Source organism: Candidatus Saccharimonadales bacterium (assembly GCA_035758565.1).
Taxonomy (GTDB): Bacteria; Patescibacteriota; Saccharimonadia; order Saccharimonadales; family UBA10212; genus DASTXL01.
In genome coordinates, this window is the sequence record DASTXL010000002.1 from 21088 (window position 1) to 36910 (window position 15823).

Sequence of the window (15823 nt, forward strand, 5' to 3'; positions counted from 1 at the left end):
TTAAAACAGAGAAGCAAACCCCGGTCTAAGGCCGGGGTTTTTAGTTTTCCATAATCTTAGATAAGTTTTCCACTGGTATTCTTACCAGCGTTATGACAATATGTTGACATGGTTTGTCCATATTGTGGCTCCGCAACAAGCGTTAAGAATAGCCGCCACCAAAAGCGCAACAATCAGATTTGGCGCCGCCGACAATGCTCTGTCTGTTTAGCAATCTTTACTACGCACGAATCTATAGATGCGTCCTCGACATTTGTAGTTCAAAAAGGTGCGAGGACCGAACCATATAACCCGGCTATTTTATTAAGTGAATTAGTAAGTTGTCTACGCGACCGTAAAGGTGTTCATATGGCCGCTCAGGAGTTAAACGCGGTAATAACGCAAAATGTTCTTAAAAATGCCTCAAACGGCTTGATATTAGCTCGTAGCATCACTAATGAGACCGCCGCCGTACTAAAAAGATTTGACCACCAGGCCTATCTTAGATTCTTGTCAGAGCACCCCTCCTTGGTGAAATGATTACATATTGGCGACGTCGGCGCGTTCGCTCTTGATGGCTTTTTCAGTAACGTTAAATTTGCTAATGTACCAGCCGAACATTAAGCGAGTCTGAGCATTGACGGCCGCAAAACCGTTGTACAAGATTGTGGTAACTGGTAGATAAATCCACTGAACCATCATCCACAGAGTTCGTCGACGCTTATAGCGGGCCGGCTTTGGCGGCAGGGCTTGAAAACTCAAGTAAAGAGTCATTAGAATTCCAACCATTGCTACGGTTTGAAGCTTGCTGGCTACTTGTGGTAATTGGTTAGCTATATAGCTCTGAGGATTAAGGAAGAAAGGCACTAGAGCGGCCAGAGCTATTATTAGCGGCGCGGTAGACCAGCTTAGGTGTCCCTCTAACAGGCGCCAGAACTTAGCTAAAACCTTAGTCTTTGGAATTCTATTGGGTTTTAAGAAACCATTATAAGCGACATAAGCGACATCAGAAGCGCCCCAGGCCCAACGCTGAATTTGTATAAACTGCATCTTTAGTGTGCGTTTATAGCTGTCTGTTAAAACGGCATCCTGATAAATAGGAACAAATATGGGGTATACATCGTGTTTGCCATCATAGCGAAAATAGGTACGCCAGTACTGGTGCCCGTCTTCGACTATAGTCCTAACGCTCCAAAAATCTGTGTCGATTAAGGCCGCCAGCGGTTGAGCGTGCGAACTAAAATTACGCAGCATGTGCGGGCGCATAGATAGCACCACATTCCAGAATGAGTTACCGGTGGCTATTACCCTCATTGGGGCTGGGGCATCCCAAATATTATTGGTATACATCGGTATGGGCTGATACGAGGAGTATTTAGGCTCTTCAGTAGAACAATATGTGTAGGTCAGTGCGGCAAAGTACTGCGGGTCGGGCCGGTTATCGGCATCGAGCGTGGTGACCATAACGCGCAGCGGATCAATCTTCTGCTTTTCAATAAATTTTTGAAAGACAAATCCCGCGTAAGTGATGTTGCCGCCCTTGCCTATTACTTCTCCGGGAATATCTGCCGGGTGCTTACTGGCAACCGCAGAATAGAATTTTGAACCATATTTCTTGATGAGATATTTAGCCAGATCATCGGCGGCCTTGCCGCCCCGTTCTTCGTAGGCCAACACCAGCATTATTTTTTTCATGTCATAGTCAGAAGCTAGCACTGACTGCACGGTTGACTCGACAATTTCTTGCGGTTCATTGTAAAAAGCAATGAAAACAGCGTGATAAATTTCGCTGGGTTTCATTCTCTCGGGCATGTATTGCTTAACCCGGGCTAAGTTTCGCTCGTGCCATTTGGGCAGGTTCTTGGTCTTTAGTTCGAGGATCTCTAGGTCGGCATTAAGTTTTTGCCACGGCATATTGCGGTGGCTTTTCATTTGCCGCCAACCCTGAAAGGATCGAACATTCAAGCCAACGGCTCGCACAAACCATAGAAGAAGATAGGCAATAATAAAATAAGTGGCTAGTCTGGGACTCACGATACTAAAGATCACCGGCAAGATAAGTACAATCCAGGTTAAAGCGCCCGGTAGGATTTCAAAAGCTCGATATCGCCAATCTCTATCTTCGGGCTGGGGAATCTCAATGGAGCGCATATGCTTATTGTATAGAAATCAAAGCGTTAGCGACAATAATGGCCAGGACTACCAGAAAATTAGACATCGCAAGCAGCATAACAGATATTTGCTTACGCAAATTATAGGTTCGGTAAGCCAACACAACAGCCGCGGCGGCACTAAAAATCATAAAAATAGCTAGAGCGTATATATCAATAGGCTTGCCACTTTGATAATAAATTCCTACGAGATTTTGACGATAAGCGGCTGTGGTGGTGGGGTTTTTAGATACGTCAAAACGTATCAGAACCGTACTCACCCCAATAGCTGTTAGCGTTGCAAGAGCGGTTATAAGCAACAGTACTAGCCTGTCATGTAAAAATTTCTTAGAGATTTCCACTTATTTAAGTTTACACTTTTTTTATTACAGGTTTTCGAATTTTGGTGCGGGTGGCGGGAGTCGAACCCGCGTCTCGGCCTTGGGAAGGCCATATAATAGCCGTTATACGACACCCGCCCGCCCTCTTGCAAAGCTCCATAGTGGAGCCGATAGGCGGATTCGAACCGCCGACCTTCACTTTACGAAAGTGCTGCTCTACCAGCTGAGCTATATCGGCACCAAAGTAAAAAACCTGAGAGTTAGTATAACAGATGTTAGACAAGAGCTACTCGTTGGTAGGTAAGCGCTTTGTCTGTTCGAGCACTTTCTCGTTCAGCTAAAAATTTTATGTAAATATCGCAGGCAGCCGCAGCACCCGATGCCTGAACGACTCTTAAGAGTTGTGTCTCGATGCGCTCAGCCTTACTCGGCAGTATTTTTGTTTCATTCATAACTATCCCCTCTTATATTTTCATGGTGCTCGCGCTTAAGAGGTAAGTCAATGTTTTGTTGCAATAACAACAAGTTTCTAAGGTGTTAGCTGTTGTTATGAATTCACAAAAACTGGCTACATTTTTTGTTCGAAAGTAAAACAACCACCTCCCAGGTGGCAGTTTTATTTATGGCGGGCCCGACCGGATGAACGCTTGAGCTACTGCCTGCACCATATGCTCGGAGTAAACTCCTGCGCGTATGGCTTGTCATCGAACCGCGTCTACGCCGACTTCGGTTCGCATCGCAGACAAGGTCTGCCCAAAATTAAAACAACCACTTTGCAGGTGGCAGTTTTATTTATGGCGGGCCCGACCGGATTCGAACCGGCGATCTCCTCCGTGACAGGGAGGCATGTTAGGCCTCTACACCACGAGCCCGCGTATCTTATTGAACAGCTGCTAGTCTATCAATTTACAGATAAAAAAGCAATTCGAGCGGCCTAAAAATGAACGTATGTTTTAACGGGCTCTTTGGCCTTCTCGGCGTTAATATAGCTTTGAATATCTTTTAGCTTGAATGAGATGTGCTGAGCCGTGACGCTAGCTCCATTAGTTTTATTTACTTTAACTATCTCGAGAGTAGGTCCGGCGTCTATTATGCCAGACACCTGCCCTTGTTTAAGCTTAAATAGCTCTTCTGTTACCTGAGGCGGAATGTTAGGATTCTCTTTAGTTATAGAGATGCCATAATCACCACCGTTATCCTTAGCCGAAGGATCATCTGAAAATTTCTTGGCCACATCGGTAAAGTTCGTACCACTGTTCACTTGGGCCAAAGCTTGCTGCGCGCGGCTGTTGGTAGCGGTGTCTAGTTTAGCGACCACCTTCTCTGCCAATATTTGGTCTTTGAGACTCCGCTTGAAGTCATTGACTGACCAACCCCAATAATCACGCAGCACGTCGGCAAATACCTTGTTATTACTACCCAGTCGGTTTTGAGCCCTAACTTCGGCTATACGATCATCCACTTCTTTGTTAGACACGCTCACTCGATTTTGGCGCGCTAAAATCTTTACGTAAGAATTATTTATCACATCGTTCAATGCCTGCTTGCGAAACTGCAAAAGTTGCTGCTGGCCACTGCCACTGAAGTCCTTTTGCTGCTGTGTTTGATAGTAGTGAATATAGTGGCGCAGTTCGAAGAGGTAATTTTCGTAATCTACGTAGTTCCCGCCTGTTTTAGCTATCGGGAACGGCACAACTTGCGTAGCCCTATAAACAAAGGTGTTGTATTGATAAAACTTATATAGGGCCAAGCCGCAGTAAATCATAAAAGCCACCAATGCACCGATAACAATAGACAAGGTGACCGTAACTATGCGGCGCTTAGAGTGCTGCAGAGGATAGATATACTTACGAGCGCCCTTAAGAACCTCCTCGCGGTGCTCGGTAATGTTCTCGTTAGTAATCCGCTGGACCGGCCCTAACTGAGGTGGCTCTTCTGGCTTTGGTGGCGCCAGCGGATTAAGGGTAGCTGCCTTTTCAGCAACCACCTCAGGCACTAACTCCCTTACTTTTTTAACCTTCTTAAATTTTTTGATCATGACTCAATAATTTTTGGCTCCTCTGCCAACCCCAACCGTTGGGTAGGATGAATGCCCAGCTCTCGCAAAATCTCCACCATCTTCTTTTGTACACGCCCCGGGTGATGGACACTATGGATAACAAGATCCCCCACGTACGTTTGCACGACTATTGTACCAAATCTTAGGACTGTTTGTTCGAGCCCCGAGATCTGGTAGTTAATCATTTGAATTTGTTCTAAGCCAATGTCTACTACATCAACCTGCAATAGGCTTCTGGTTTGTTGGATGAACCGCTGGGTAGTCATTATGTAAACACTAAAATACCAGCGCACCCACCACGGAAAAATCACCACGGCCGCCAAAGCAAGGCTCAACAAGAAGCTCAAAAAAAAGAACGTTATAGTTGGCGGGTTATTCTTATCTACGTATGTAAGTATCAATGTGTACAGCGGCCCAACTAGTACTGCCAGCGAAGCAAAGAGCAACCCCTTGCGCATAACGATTGGATGCTTGCGAAAAACCAGCATAACATCTTCGTCGTCGAACTGCTCGCTAAAATAACGTGATTTTTGGGACTTAGGATGTGTCTCTTCACCTTCCTTAACGCTCATGTTTAGTATTTTAACTCAAAAGATATAGAATTAAACAGACTACGAGGTCTGGTAGTTCAATGGATAAAACAACTCCGTTAAATCACCCTGCAAAATCGTGCGATTTGGCGAAGACCTAGTGGTATCAGACAGGAAGCCCCTGTAGTTCAATGGATAAAACAACTCCGTCCTAAGGAGAAGCTAGAGGTTCGAATCCTCTCGGGGGCACCATTACTTGAGTTTGTCTGTTTGCTGAGTAAAATGCTCGTTAACTAGTTTGTAGTCAAATAGCTCTTCTGCTTTAAACCAGTGGGCTATTTCTTTCTTGGCTTCTTGGGCGTCGCCAGAGGCGTGAATCAAGTTGGGCATACCAGTCATTGTGCGTTCATTCACATGCGTATAGCTAAGGTGTGCGTAATCCCCACGAATGGTACCTGGCTGAGCCGACTTTGGCTCAGTGTCACCTACAAGCTTTCGAACTAGGTCAACGGCCTCTACGCCCTCTAAAACCGCTGCCACTACGGGACCAGTCATCATGGCGTCGGCATTTCGGCGATAGACTTCTTCGCCTCTTCGGGAAATAATCTTGCTGATTTCTTCGTAGTGGTAATGATAGTGATCTTCGTCTGGGAAAACCATTTTCATGCCAATAAACTTCAATCCGACTCGCTCGAATCTGGCTATGATTTCGCCCATTAGGCCGCGTTGAACTGCGTCTGGCTTTAGGATTATGAGTGTTCGTTCCATATATCTTTCCGTTTATTTTAGACTATTTTAACAGAGAAAGAGCCTGTTGGCCAAATTGAACAATAAAAATGTTCGTTTACTAACGTCTGTTACAATAAGCTTATGCGATATGAAAACGCTGTCACTGATTTTCTGGAATACTTAGAGCTAGAACAAAATCGCTCTAAAAAGACCATAGAAAATTATAGTCATTACTTGATGCGCCTTTCCGACTATGCCGGTGATATTAAGCTTAAAGACATAGACCCAGAGCTTATACGCAAATGGCGGTTATGGCTTAACCGCCTGGGCACTAACAGTAGTGATGAACTATCTAAAATAACTCAAAACTATCACCTTATTGCCCTGCGCGGTTTTTTGCGATTCTGCGCCCGTCGGGGATGGGAAGCTATGCCGGCGGATAAGATTGAACTAGCCAGAACCAAACGCCCCCAGGTCACCTTTTTAACGCCAGAGGAATTAGAGCGCTTAGCCGCCCAGCCCGAAATATCTAAATTGGTAGGTGCCAGAGATAGAGCTATTATTGAACTACTGTTTTCTAGCGGCTTACGCGTGAGTGAACTAGTTGGCTTAGACCGCGACCACATCAACCTTAAAAGGCGAGAATTCATGGTCCGTGGTAAAGGTCAAAAAGACCGACCAATATTTATTAGCCAAGAAGCCGCCGATTGGATAGAAAAGTACTTAAGCATGCGGCAAGATAACGCTAATCCCCTGTTCATCCGCTATAGCGGTATTAAAAAAGCAGACACAAGCGGCAACTTTCAAAGACTAACTGCCAGGAGCGTGCAGCGCATGGTAGCCCGCTACGCCAAACTGGCCGGCATAACCAAACACGTTAGTCCGCATACGCTCAGGCACTCATTTGCTACCGATTTACTAATGAACGGCGCAGATTTGCGCAGTGTTCAGGCCATGCTTGGCCATAGCAATATTTCCACTACTCAGATCTATACGCACGTTACTGACCCGCACTTAAAGGCCGTGCATGAGCAGTTTCATCACAAGCGAAGCTAGCTTTTTATAAGAATCTATTGTAAAAATTAGCCAGATCTTCCTTTGATTGGTCTAAGGTGTAAATACCCGTTCCTTCAAAACTAAAGGTGGTGATCCGCCTTGCGCGGAACTCACTTTACCCTGAGCGGCCTGCTGTTGGTAGCTGTCTGCGTGGCGGTCGCAACCGCCAACGCCGCGTCCAGTAAGAGAACCTGCTCTAGCTACTACATCATCGATTCGCGTGGCTCAGGGGTAAAGAACCTGTACCAAATCAGTTCGCCAGGGAGGGTGTTCATCGGCGAGTTCAAGGTATTGGCCCGCCAGACGACGATCCAAGCAGTGGCCAACCCCTATCCTGCCGTTGGCATCCTACCGACGTTCAAGCGGGAGATGACCCAACTGTCGGTCAGTTCAGCCAAGATCCTGGCCTACGCCGATGCCATCCGCGATGGACTGAACGGCCTCGGCGCGCTGACCCGCATCAAACAAATCGGTGCTTACCACGATTCGGTTCTTGAGGGTGAAAAGAACCTCAAGAAGATGATTGAAGGCGAGATCAGCTCGTGCCCATCGACAAGGATCGTGCTCGATGGTTACTCGCAGGGGGCTCAGGTAACTGGGGACGTTTACCAGTCGCTAACGTTCTCTCAGCGGCGACACATCTTCGGCGTTGTGCTCTTTGGCGACCCGAGATACAACCACTCCTCGGTCACCGACATGGCGAAGCGCGACAACAACGGCATCTTGCCCGTCAGGGATAAATTTCCCCGCGACAGCCGCGGCAAGGTACTGTCGTACTGCCACGCACAAGATCCTGTATGTCAGGGTCTGGGACAGTTCGTGTTGCACGGATCTGGTGCACACAAAACCTACGCTAAAACTCACGAACCCGAAGAGGCCGCCGACCAGCTGATGAGCAAGTCGCCCTCGCCCAGCTCGGGTGGTTTAGCGCCGGTACTGGTAACCGCACCGCAGATCAGCGGGACACGGAGCCTTCAAGGCATCCCGCTGGCTCTTGTCGGTAACCAGCTCAGTGTCAACGACGGTGCCTGGAACGGCAACCCGACGTCGTTCAGCTACCAGTGGTACCGCTGTGACAGCCCGGCCGACCAGCGGGAGTTCGACAACTGCCGGCCGATCGACAAAGCGCTAGCTGCGAATTACACCCTGGCGACCGCTGACCTAGGGCACACAATCCAGGTCAAAGTCGTGGCCAAGAACGCTAGCGGGTCTACTGCAACCTATGGCTACACCCATACAAACTACACCCAGACCCCCGGGCTGTTCGGTAACGTTGGTGCACCAAACCCAATTGCTGACGACTTCTGGGCCGACATCAATGGCACAAGGTGCACAGGTGCTTGCACGATGAATCCTGGCGACGTGGTCACCGCCCACCCAGGCAGCTGGGACGGCCAAGGCGGGTCAGCGGCCATCACCTTCCATTACCAGTGGCAGAGCTGCACAACTCCTGGCGAGGACTGCAGCGACATCCCCGGCGCAACGAACGCCAGCTACTCGAAGAAAGCCAGTGATCGCTGGCTCCGGGTAGACATCTATGGTTCGAATGCCTACGGAGCAAACGGCTTGTACTGGTAGTGCTGAGATCGAGGGAGATAAGGGTTGGGGCGGCGGCTTTTAAACACAGCGCCGCTCCAACCCGAAGTAAATTATCTTCGCAAGGTTACACCCCGCGAAGAGTAGTCGGCTAATTCGTGCTTAATTTCGTCTAACATAGCTTTATGATCCTGGTAATCTTTTAAGAAGTTCTCATAGTTATCGCCTTCGAAGATGTCTAGAATACGCTGCGGTTTAATCCATTCGGCTTCATAACCATCTAAATAATAAGGCAGGCTAGACCATTTATAACGGCGATAATCTCTTGGGTTCAAGTGAATATAGCGAGAAATATGCTGCAAGTACTTGTCTTGGCTTATGCGAGAAGCCTTAAAGGTTCCTTGGAACAACCGCCCTGTCCTTCTGTACTTGTTATTAAAGTACATGGTGTAAGCTGTCAGGATCGATTGAACTAATTTGCTTATGGCCTTACCGTCCTGAAATTGATAGACCAGCAGGTGAAAGTGATTAGGCATTAAGCAAAATGCTAGCAATTCAATATGGTCTTTATAGTGAGGGTGTGGATGTCCATATTTACTTACTGCCGGTTCATTACTGAGATGCCTTTTAATAATGCTAAGAAAGACGGCAAAATCTTCTGGTGATTTGAAAATTGCTTGTCTATCCACCCCACGGTTATAGATGTGGTAATAGCTTTCAGGGATATATTGTTTGACTATGTTCCTGGAAGGCATAAATGTACTATACAGTGCTTTGTTATGTCTTCGCAAGGTTACACCCTGCGAGAGTTCTGAGGGGGGGTTTGGGGGAGGGTTATAAATTGATAAGTAAAAATTATAAAAGTTGTTCTGCCCGAGGGGCGCGCACGGATTTGCGCGCCCCTCGGGACTTCGTCCTAGCCGTGTGACGTGAGCTGTGCGCAGCCGTCTTCTTTGCCGTTGAGCTTGAAGACGGCGTTCGACAGCTCCATGCTCCTGTCCGGGAACACGAGCTCGAAGGTCACATAGAGAGTGCCGCCAAGGTCCGGAGGGACCTGGAAGTTCTCCACCTGACCCAGCGGCGTTCCCGTCTCGCTGCACCTGTCCGTGGAATTGGGGTGGGTGAGCCACACGTAGACGAACGGCGCGACGACCTCTCCGTCAGCGCACTTCCACTCCATGGGCTGGATCGGAAGACCCATCCACGTGACGCCGCTTGCCGGCTTCGTGTACTTCCAGCAGAAGGTCGACGAACTGGCGAACGAACCGTCGTACACCGAGCCGCCCTCCATCTGCGGAGGAGTTAGCCATGCAGGCCTCCCCAAGACCGGGACGCCGCAGGGCTGCACGGGGTCAGCAACGCCCCATGCGCAAACCGCCGAGGCGGAAGGCGCAGTGGTCAGCTTGGCGCACTCGAGCTGGTCACCACCGAGATCGGCCGAGACCATCTTGGTGATGCTCAGGTACTTGCCGTTGTACTTCAGCTTCGACCGCAGGGTGACCGCGGCCTTGAACGCACCTGGAACCTGCAGCTTGAGCTTCGAGCCGGAGCCCGTCTGCGCTGAACCGCAGGTGTTGCCCGAGGAGTCGCTCCTCGTGACCACATAGGCCGGCGACTTGACGGCGATCTTCTTGCCTCCGCGCTTGATCCAGCCGGAGGCAGTCACGTAGTTCGTCGTCTTGTTGATGGTGACGGTGAGGCTCTTCTGCACCCGCAGGGCTGCCGACGACGGCTTCCCCTTGGCTGCGGCCGCGTTTGCGGCCAGAGCCACCGCCATGGCGAGAACGAATCCCGCCACCAGCAGCCTTTTGCTCATTCGTTTCACATCCCTTCACCGCTGTCCTATAGCGGTATCGAGGTTGACGTTGTCAATCTAAGCTAGGACGACCATATTATATCATATAATACTAGATAATGCTAGAGGCTATTGGTCAATTTTTAAACTTTGCGTAATATGATCCCAAACAACTGTATTGGCTTGCCAGTTATCTTTATTAGAGGAGGTTAGAAAAAAATAGTATTCTGAGCCACTAATGACATATATGACCTCGCCCTCGAACAAGTTTTGATTCTTTGACGAAGAAAAAGTAAAAAACCAGGCATTATCTTTAATGTAATTATTTTTAAAAGTTTCTTGCGTACCAAGTTTTGTTTCCCACCCTAATGGCATTCTATCCGTAACAAATTTTTTAATGTTGGTGATGGTTTGACTATCCAGAGATACGATAGAATTTTTAGGCAGAGTATAAGTGCCAGTAACTGAAGCGGCAGCCATATAAGTTTCTCCATTTTTGCCACCACTCTTCCATTGATGAAGTAACTCCACCTGATCGTTGGAGCTACTATATTTGGTAAGTTCTACAGGTTTGTCGAAAGCGAGACCTGCGCCTTGTTCTGGGCCCGATAGCTTAAAACTAGAGTACTGTTCATACTCAAATGTAGCCTTATTTTTGGAATTCAGGACATATAGCCCTGCCCCAGCCCCTAAGATGACTATAGCCAAAACTAATATTGTTAGTGTTTTCTTATTCATTTCGTTCCTTTAGCAAATCGGCACCAATCTACCGAAGTAAATTATTCCAAAATCTGGGAGGAATGGTGCGCTTGTATTTAAGCCACAGCCTCCGCCACCGCCAGAGGACCCTCCTCCTCCACCAGAGGATCCGCCGCCGCCGGAGCTACCACCGCCACTAGGAGGCGGAGGAGGAGGTGGCGGCGGCGGACTGTATGAATCTGATACGGAAGTATTGCCTGTGTTACCAAAAACTGCGCTATGACAAACTATATTTATCGTGACAAAGCCGGGCCAGAAGGGCCAACCAAAAGTTTTGTTGTATTGAGGAACTCCCCAGTAGGTGCCAGTAGGTATATCTCCGTCATTAGTGGATTTACCACTTGCTTGGCAATAGTCAATATATCCGTTTGGCTGACTTGCATTCCAACTAACGCAAATTACATATGAGTGCACTCCATCGCGACACCACCCACTTTTAACCAGAGGCCAATCAGTGTATTCAGCAGCTATCGATGATATTGCTGTCACAGGAGGTGGCGGAACGGTGTAGCAGTTATTCCTATCCACTAGCTGGCCCCAGACACCAGCGCTGGCGCGGATTCCTAGACAAAATGTTTGATTGCCATAAGAACTAGCTCTTACGCCTGTGCGGAAAGGTCCGCCGTTATAGTAAACTCCGCAACTATTCACCGATGGATCAGAGTCTGTAGTGCTGTAGATGCAGTAATATCCGGACCCTGGACTAACGGTGGGACAATTGCCGCTCCAAGAGAAGCTGGCCGTGCCATCACCATTATTCCAAACATTAGTGTTGGCGTCACAGCTCGGCGGATTTATTCGAGTATTGCCGCCACCACGGCCGACATTCCAGACAGCCGTGGATGACTGCCGGCCAATAGGATCCCAGCAGGTTATTGAATAAGATTTGCCGCTATCATCGTTCCAGTTGGTGCCAAAGCCCCTGCTATCTGACGCTCCAGATGGGTTTAGGCCATTATAGGTTTGGTTCCAAGGCTCGTTGCCAGAGCTCGAAATAGTACATTTTGAAGCGTTAACCGACGACCAGCTGATGGTGTACGAAGAGCCGGCTTGGTATGACCCCGGCCCAGACAAACTGACGCGAGGCGGAGGCCAGGCCGTGACGGTTTTGGTAGCCGTTGTGCCGCCCGGACCCTTGCACTGCATGCTATAGGTTGTGTAATTAGAGATTCCGCCAAAGGCTTGGTTGCCAGTACCGGTCACTCCGCTCCAGCTAGAGGCTGGGTTTTTATCACCACTCCAACCGCCGCTGGCATTGCACGAAGTAGCTGAGTCTGTGCTCTTCCAGTTAACAGTCGCCGCACTATCTACATAAACAACACCGCTATATCCGGAGCCGCCTGGCGTAGCGTCGCCGCTGTCGCGCGTCACGCCGCCGTCGTTGCCATTGTTGCCAGTTATGCTAAGCGTTAGCGTTGGCGGGACGGTTGGGATCCCACTGGAGTTACCGCTACAGGTACTTGGAGCGTCATTGAGAATATAGTTGTAGTAGCTCTTGTGAAGCTCAAGTTGCTTACACAAAGCTATAGCCGATCGAATGGCAAAGTCCGGCGCGGCATCGGCCGAAGCTGCTATGTTATCACCGGTGGTGTTGCTATCTACCCTTTCTTGTAAACGCTTGGCGGCGTTGTTGGCTGTAGCCGTGGCGTCAATAACAGTTTGAACCTGCTCAAACTCTACGGCCTGCTGAGCACTGTTGTCGGCTTTAATCCGAACATCTGCCTGGTTATACATTGGAGTCAAGGTAACGTAGTAGTAGGAATCAGGAGCTATGTTGGCGTAAAGACCGTTGATTATAGCGTTGCAGTCATAGCCAGAAGTTGTGGTGTCTGAATCGAAACCGACGACGTTCTTGGCATTGCAGGCCACTTGCTCCACTGACCCATCAGCTGTGGAGTATGGGAAAGTAGTAACGTTACCACCGCCAGAACCAGGCACAAGGAAAAAAGTTTTGGAGTTAGACTGGATGCCTGAAATTTGACCACTGGGAGGTACCGGGTAGAGACCTATTCTTAAGACCGGCGCATAGTTGTTATTATTCCAGGTTGGCAAATCGGAGAAGGATAAACTGCTCGGGAAGGCGTTCTTGGTGCGATCCGTCGCCTGCCAAGAAACCATGACCTTGTCTACGGCATCGGAAGTTGTAGCCTTGATGATCTGCGAGCCATTAGGCGGTAATTGCTGGTACAAAAGATCAGTTGGCGTGGGATTGACCATCAAACAAGTAATTTTGGTGTTGCCGTCGCCGGAAAGATCTACCAGATTAGAAAGGCCCGGCTCTTTAAGCAGAGAGGTGCAGTCGTTGGAAGAAACAGTAGTGGGGTCGGACTGCCCTTTGATATAAGCCATGGCGTCATTAACGGCTGATTGAGCAGCATAAGAAGCGGCTGCACTCAATTGATTATTGAGCGAGTTGGTCACAGCCCGGTCCATGATGCGGCTGAAGCCCAGGGTAATCAACGCCAAAAGAACCACCAGTACGCCTACAATGACGATGGAGGCTAGGCCGTCTTGATTGTGTGTGCGTCTCATGAATGTAACCCCTCGTAAACCCCTGTGCTCAAACGGGTGACGGAACAAAATGCTTGGTCTTGCTGTCCGCCCGTGCAAGCTATTTTGTCTGGATCGTTGAGATCAGAAAACGCACTGTCCGCCCCGAATGCAATGGTTATGTTTACATTATAAAGTTCACCATTAGCACTAGCAATATCGAGCTTCATTAGGCGCATGTGATTACCAAGCATTTCGGCCGGCTTATTAAATGGCAAAGTGCCCGACGCGCAGCCGGTTGATGTGGGACAAGGCTCGGCACAGGCTGTAGCGCCTGGCAAAATATCCTTAACCAGGCCGAAGTTGCCGCCTGGTGAATAATCTTCTGGCTGGCTGGTGTCTAGCTCTTTGGGCGAAACATTAAAGGTGTAGCGCACGCCGCCAATACAGTAGTAATAATAGTTATAGCTGGCACCTTTTTGCAGGGTGGAAACACTGGCAGCATTCTCGATATTGCTAGTAACGTCGTTCATTACCTGGCTGGTTATGTTCTGTGTTTGATTAATGGTTACGCCTTTGTAAAAAATGCGGCCGATTGAGGTAAAGCCGGCTAGCGCTACTAGTAAAACGAGGCTAAAGACAGATGTGGCGATCATTAATTCAATGATCGTGAAACCTCCTGGCGCCAGCGCCGTTCTACCCTGCTGACTAGCAGAGCTAGTCACTCTGGTAGAACTTTTGGCCAATTGCGGCGTCAACTGTGTACGATACTCGCTCAACGTATTGCATATACGCTTCGCTCGTTTCTCCTGGTTTCCTTGCACTTGGCTCAAACGCTGATGCCAGGATTGCGGTGCCCTCTTCATCTCTTTAATCATAAGCTATTTGCCCTAAAGTTAACAGCCTCCACTACTGGCATTCTTAAACGAAGACAGCTCGTCGTTGCCGACATTGGTTGATCCCATATTCGCCACATTAGAAGCGGCCACGTAACAAGCGCCCTGGAAATTGGCATCCTTATACAAAATTTCGCGACGACCAGGCGGAACCAACACCGATGATATAGTGTCGTTTAAGCCCTGAGAGCTAAGATTAGATTCGTTGCTACTGAAATAAGTGCAGTTTTGGAAATTAGCATCTATGCAAAAGCCCGGGTTGTTATTCACAAATACCGTGGTCTGAGCAGACTTGGAACCGCCAGGGCCAGTGCAATCTAAGGTGTACCTTTTGGTACCCGAACTCAAATGGTCGAGAGTCTGCTGGCCATCTTTAGGCCGAATACTACCGCTCCAACTAGCATCCGAGCTGGAAGCCGTACAGGAAGTTACATTAGAAACCGTCCACTTAAGAGTGGTGCCTTGGTAATATTCAATGGAGTCTTTGCTAGAAGTTAAGCTGACTTTTGGAGCATCGGCAATTGGCACGGTTACGCTAGCCTGGCTTGATGAACCCCCCGGTTGATTGCTGTCACAAGTGATTGCGTAGGTGGTGTCCGAGTTAATGGCAGCTGTATTGAAACTGCTTGAGACTCTCCGGTCTGGGTTACTCATCCAGTCAGACGGGCCAGCCGATGGATAGCAGTCGGCGGCATCGGTTGCTTGCCAAATTAAAGTGGTAGTCCCGCCGCTAGCAACCGACGCTGGCGCGGCTTTGAAGATTATATCGGGCGCTGCAGCCGACGCTACGGTAATAGTTGCACTACGTGTCTCGGTAGAAACTCCGTCGGTACCTGTGCAGGTTAAGGTATAGGTTTTGCTGGCGGTTAGGTTGGTAAACGTCTGCTGGCCAGAAGTAGGCTGGCTGCCGCTCCAGTCGCCAGAGGCTTGGCAGCTCAAGGCTCCCCCTGACTTAGTTGACCATTTAATGGTTACCTGGCCGCCAGAAGCTATAGCCGCCGTTTCTGGAGTCAAGGTCAGTCCGATCGGCGACGTAGTGATCGGCCCTAGCGGCACTTGGTAATACAAAACCACCGAATCCTGAGTAGACATGCCTTGCCATTCACTAGTTACGGCATAGGTTTGGTTAGACGAGTTAAATTTTATAATCACCCCAAAAGGATCCTGACCATCCAGGTGACAGTAGCCGCTAGAATCGGGAGACGAACTATCTTTGGTAGTTGGATCAACACAAAAACTTGTGCCGTTAGTAGGGTAGTCGGACAAATTGCCGGAGTTAGCGGCGTCGCGCAGCAGTTCAACCTGCTCTTTAGCGAAAGCCAAAGCCCGGTTACGGTTGGCGGCATCGGTACCAGCATTCAGGCTGCGGGTAGCCGCTGTGAATGATAGCGCCAACACCAAGCCTAGAGCGGTCACGCTCAACAGAACTTCTATAAGCGTGTCGCCTGTATGATTTAAAAGGCTTCTTTTAGATAGCGTTTTATTTTTATGCAAGCGCCTCAT

Annotated in this window: 13 protein-coding genes, 4 tRNA genes and 1 pseudogene; 3 read left to right on the forward strand and 15 right to left on the reverse strand. The window is 48.9% G+C overall.

Annotated elements, in window-relative coordinates; genetic code table 11:
* Positions 1–519 precede the first annotated feature (519 nt).
* The 8 genes from VFT49_02665 to VFT49_02700 all read right to left on the reverse strand — a co-directional run bounded on the left by VFT49_02665 (position 520) and on the right by VFT49_02700 (position 5101).
* Positions 520–2130 carry a glycosyltransferase family 2 protein gene (locus tag VFT49_02665; protein ID HEU5004964.1) on the reverse strand — a complete coding sequence of 537 codons (1611 nt, stop codon included), beginning with the start codon at positions 2128–2130 and terminating at the stop codon, positions 520–522.
* A 4-nt stretch (positions 2131–2134) separates the two neighbouring features.
* Positions 2135–2491 carry a hypothetical protein gene (locus tag VFT49_02670; protein HEU5004965.1) on the reverse strand — a complete coding sequence of 119 codons (357 nt, stop codon included), beginning with the start codon at positions 2489–2491 and terminating at the stop codon, positions 2135–2137.
* 42 nt (positions 2492–2533) lie between these two features.
* Positions 2534–2608 (reverse strand) — tRNA-Gly (locus VFT49_02675).
* Between the two features lie 24 nt (positions 2609–2632).
* Positions 2633–2708 (reverse strand) — tRNA-Thr (locus tag VFT49_02680).
* Positions 2709–2745: 37 nt separating this feature from the next.
* Positions 2746–2922, reverse strand: a complete 177-nt coding sequence (locus VFT49_02685; GenBank protein HEU5004966.1) for a hypothetical protein — start codon at positions 2920–2922, stop codon at positions 2746–2748.
* Positions 2923–3265: 343 nt separating this feature from the next.
* A tRNA-Asp gene (locus tag VFT49_02690) sits at positions 3266–3342 on the reverse strand.
* A gap of 62 nt (positions 3343–3404) precedes the next feature.
* Positions 3405–4508, reverse strand: a complete 1104-nt coding sequence (locus VFT49_02695) for a peptidylprolyl isomerase (protein ID HEU5004967.1) — start codon at positions 4506–4508, stop codon at positions 3405–3407.
* Complete coding sequence (locus VFT49_02700; GenBank protein ID HEU5004968.1) at positions 4505–5101, reverse strand: hypothetical protein; 597 nt, start codon at positions 5099–5101, stop codon at positions 4505–4507. The genes VFT49_02695 and VFT49_02700 overlap by 4 nt, the downstream gene beginning before the upstream one ends.
* A gap of 135 nt (positions 5102–5236) precedes the next feature.
* Here VFT49_02700 and VFT49_02705 point away from each other — a divergent pair.
* A tRNA-Arg gene (locus VFT49_02705) sits at positions 5237–5311 on the forward strand.
* Here the strand turns inward: VFT49_02705 and VFT49_02710 are convergent.
* Positions 5312–5827: a nucleoside-diphosphate kinase gene (locus VFT49_02710; GenBank protein ID HEU5004969.1), complete on the reverse strand. Its 516-nt coding sequence runs from the start codon at positions 5825–5827 to the stop codon at positions 5312–5314.
* Positions 5828–5962: 135 nt separating this feature from the next.
* Between VFT49_02710 and xerA the strand changes: the two are divergent.
* Both xerA and VFT49_02720 read left to right on the forward strand, forming a co-directional pair.
* A pseudogene (xerA, locus tag VFT49_02715) lies at positions 5963–6844 on the forward strand (site-specific tyrosine recombinase/integron integrase).
* Between the two features lie 519 nt (positions 6845–7363).
* Positions 7364–8422, forward strand: coding sequence for a cutinase family protein (locus tag VFT49_02720; GenBank protein HEU5004970.1), 1059 nt, complete (start codon positions 7364–7366; stop codon positions 8420–8422).
* A 71-nt stretch (positions 8423–8493) separates the two neighbouring features.
* Here VFT49_02720 and VFT49_02725 read toward each other — a convergent pair whose 3' ends face one another.
* From VFT49_02725 to VFT49_02750, 6 genes are all read right to left on the reverse strand, one after another.
* Positions 8494–9135 carry a transposase gene (locus VFT49_02725; GenBank protein ID HEU5004971.1) on the reverse strand — a complete coding sequence of 214 codons (642 nt, stop codon included), beginning with the start codon at positions 9133–9135 and terminating at the stop codon, positions 8494–8496.
* Positions 9136–9296: 161 nt separating this feature from the next.
* On the reverse strand, positions 9297–10196 hold the full coding sequence (locus VFT49_02730; protein ID HEU5004972.1) for a hypothetical protein: 900 nt from the start codon (positions 10194–10196) through the stop codon (positions 9297–9299).
* Between the two features lie 108 nt (positions 10197–10304).
* On the reverse strand, positions 10305–10913 hold the full coding sequence (locus VFT49_02735; GenBank protein HEU5004973.1) for a hypothetical protein: 609 nt from the start codon (positions 10911–10913) through the stop codon (positions 10305–10307).
* A gap of 9 nt (positions 10914–10922) precedes the next feature.
* On the reverse strand, positions 10923–13466 hold the full coding sequence (locus VFT49_02740) for a hypothetical protein (GenBank protein ID HEU5004974.1): 2544 nt from the start codon (positions 13464–13466) through the stop codon (positions 10923–10925).
* On the reverse strand, positions 13463–14290 hold the full coding sequence (locus tag VFT49_02745) for a prepilin-type N-terminal cleavage/methylation domain-containing protein (protein ID HEU5004975.1): 828 nt from the start codon (positions 14288–14290) through the stop codon (positions 13463–13465). The genes VFT49_02740 and VFT49_02745 overlap by 4 nt, the downstream gene beginning before the upstream one ends.
* A gap of 30 nt (positions 14291–14320) precedes the next feature.
* Positions 14321–15823 carry a hypothetical protein gene (locus tag VFT49_02750; protein HEU5004976.1) on the reverse strand — a complete coding sequence of 501 codons (1503 nt, stop codon included), beginning with the start codon at positions 15821–15823 and terminating at the stop codon, positions 14321–14323.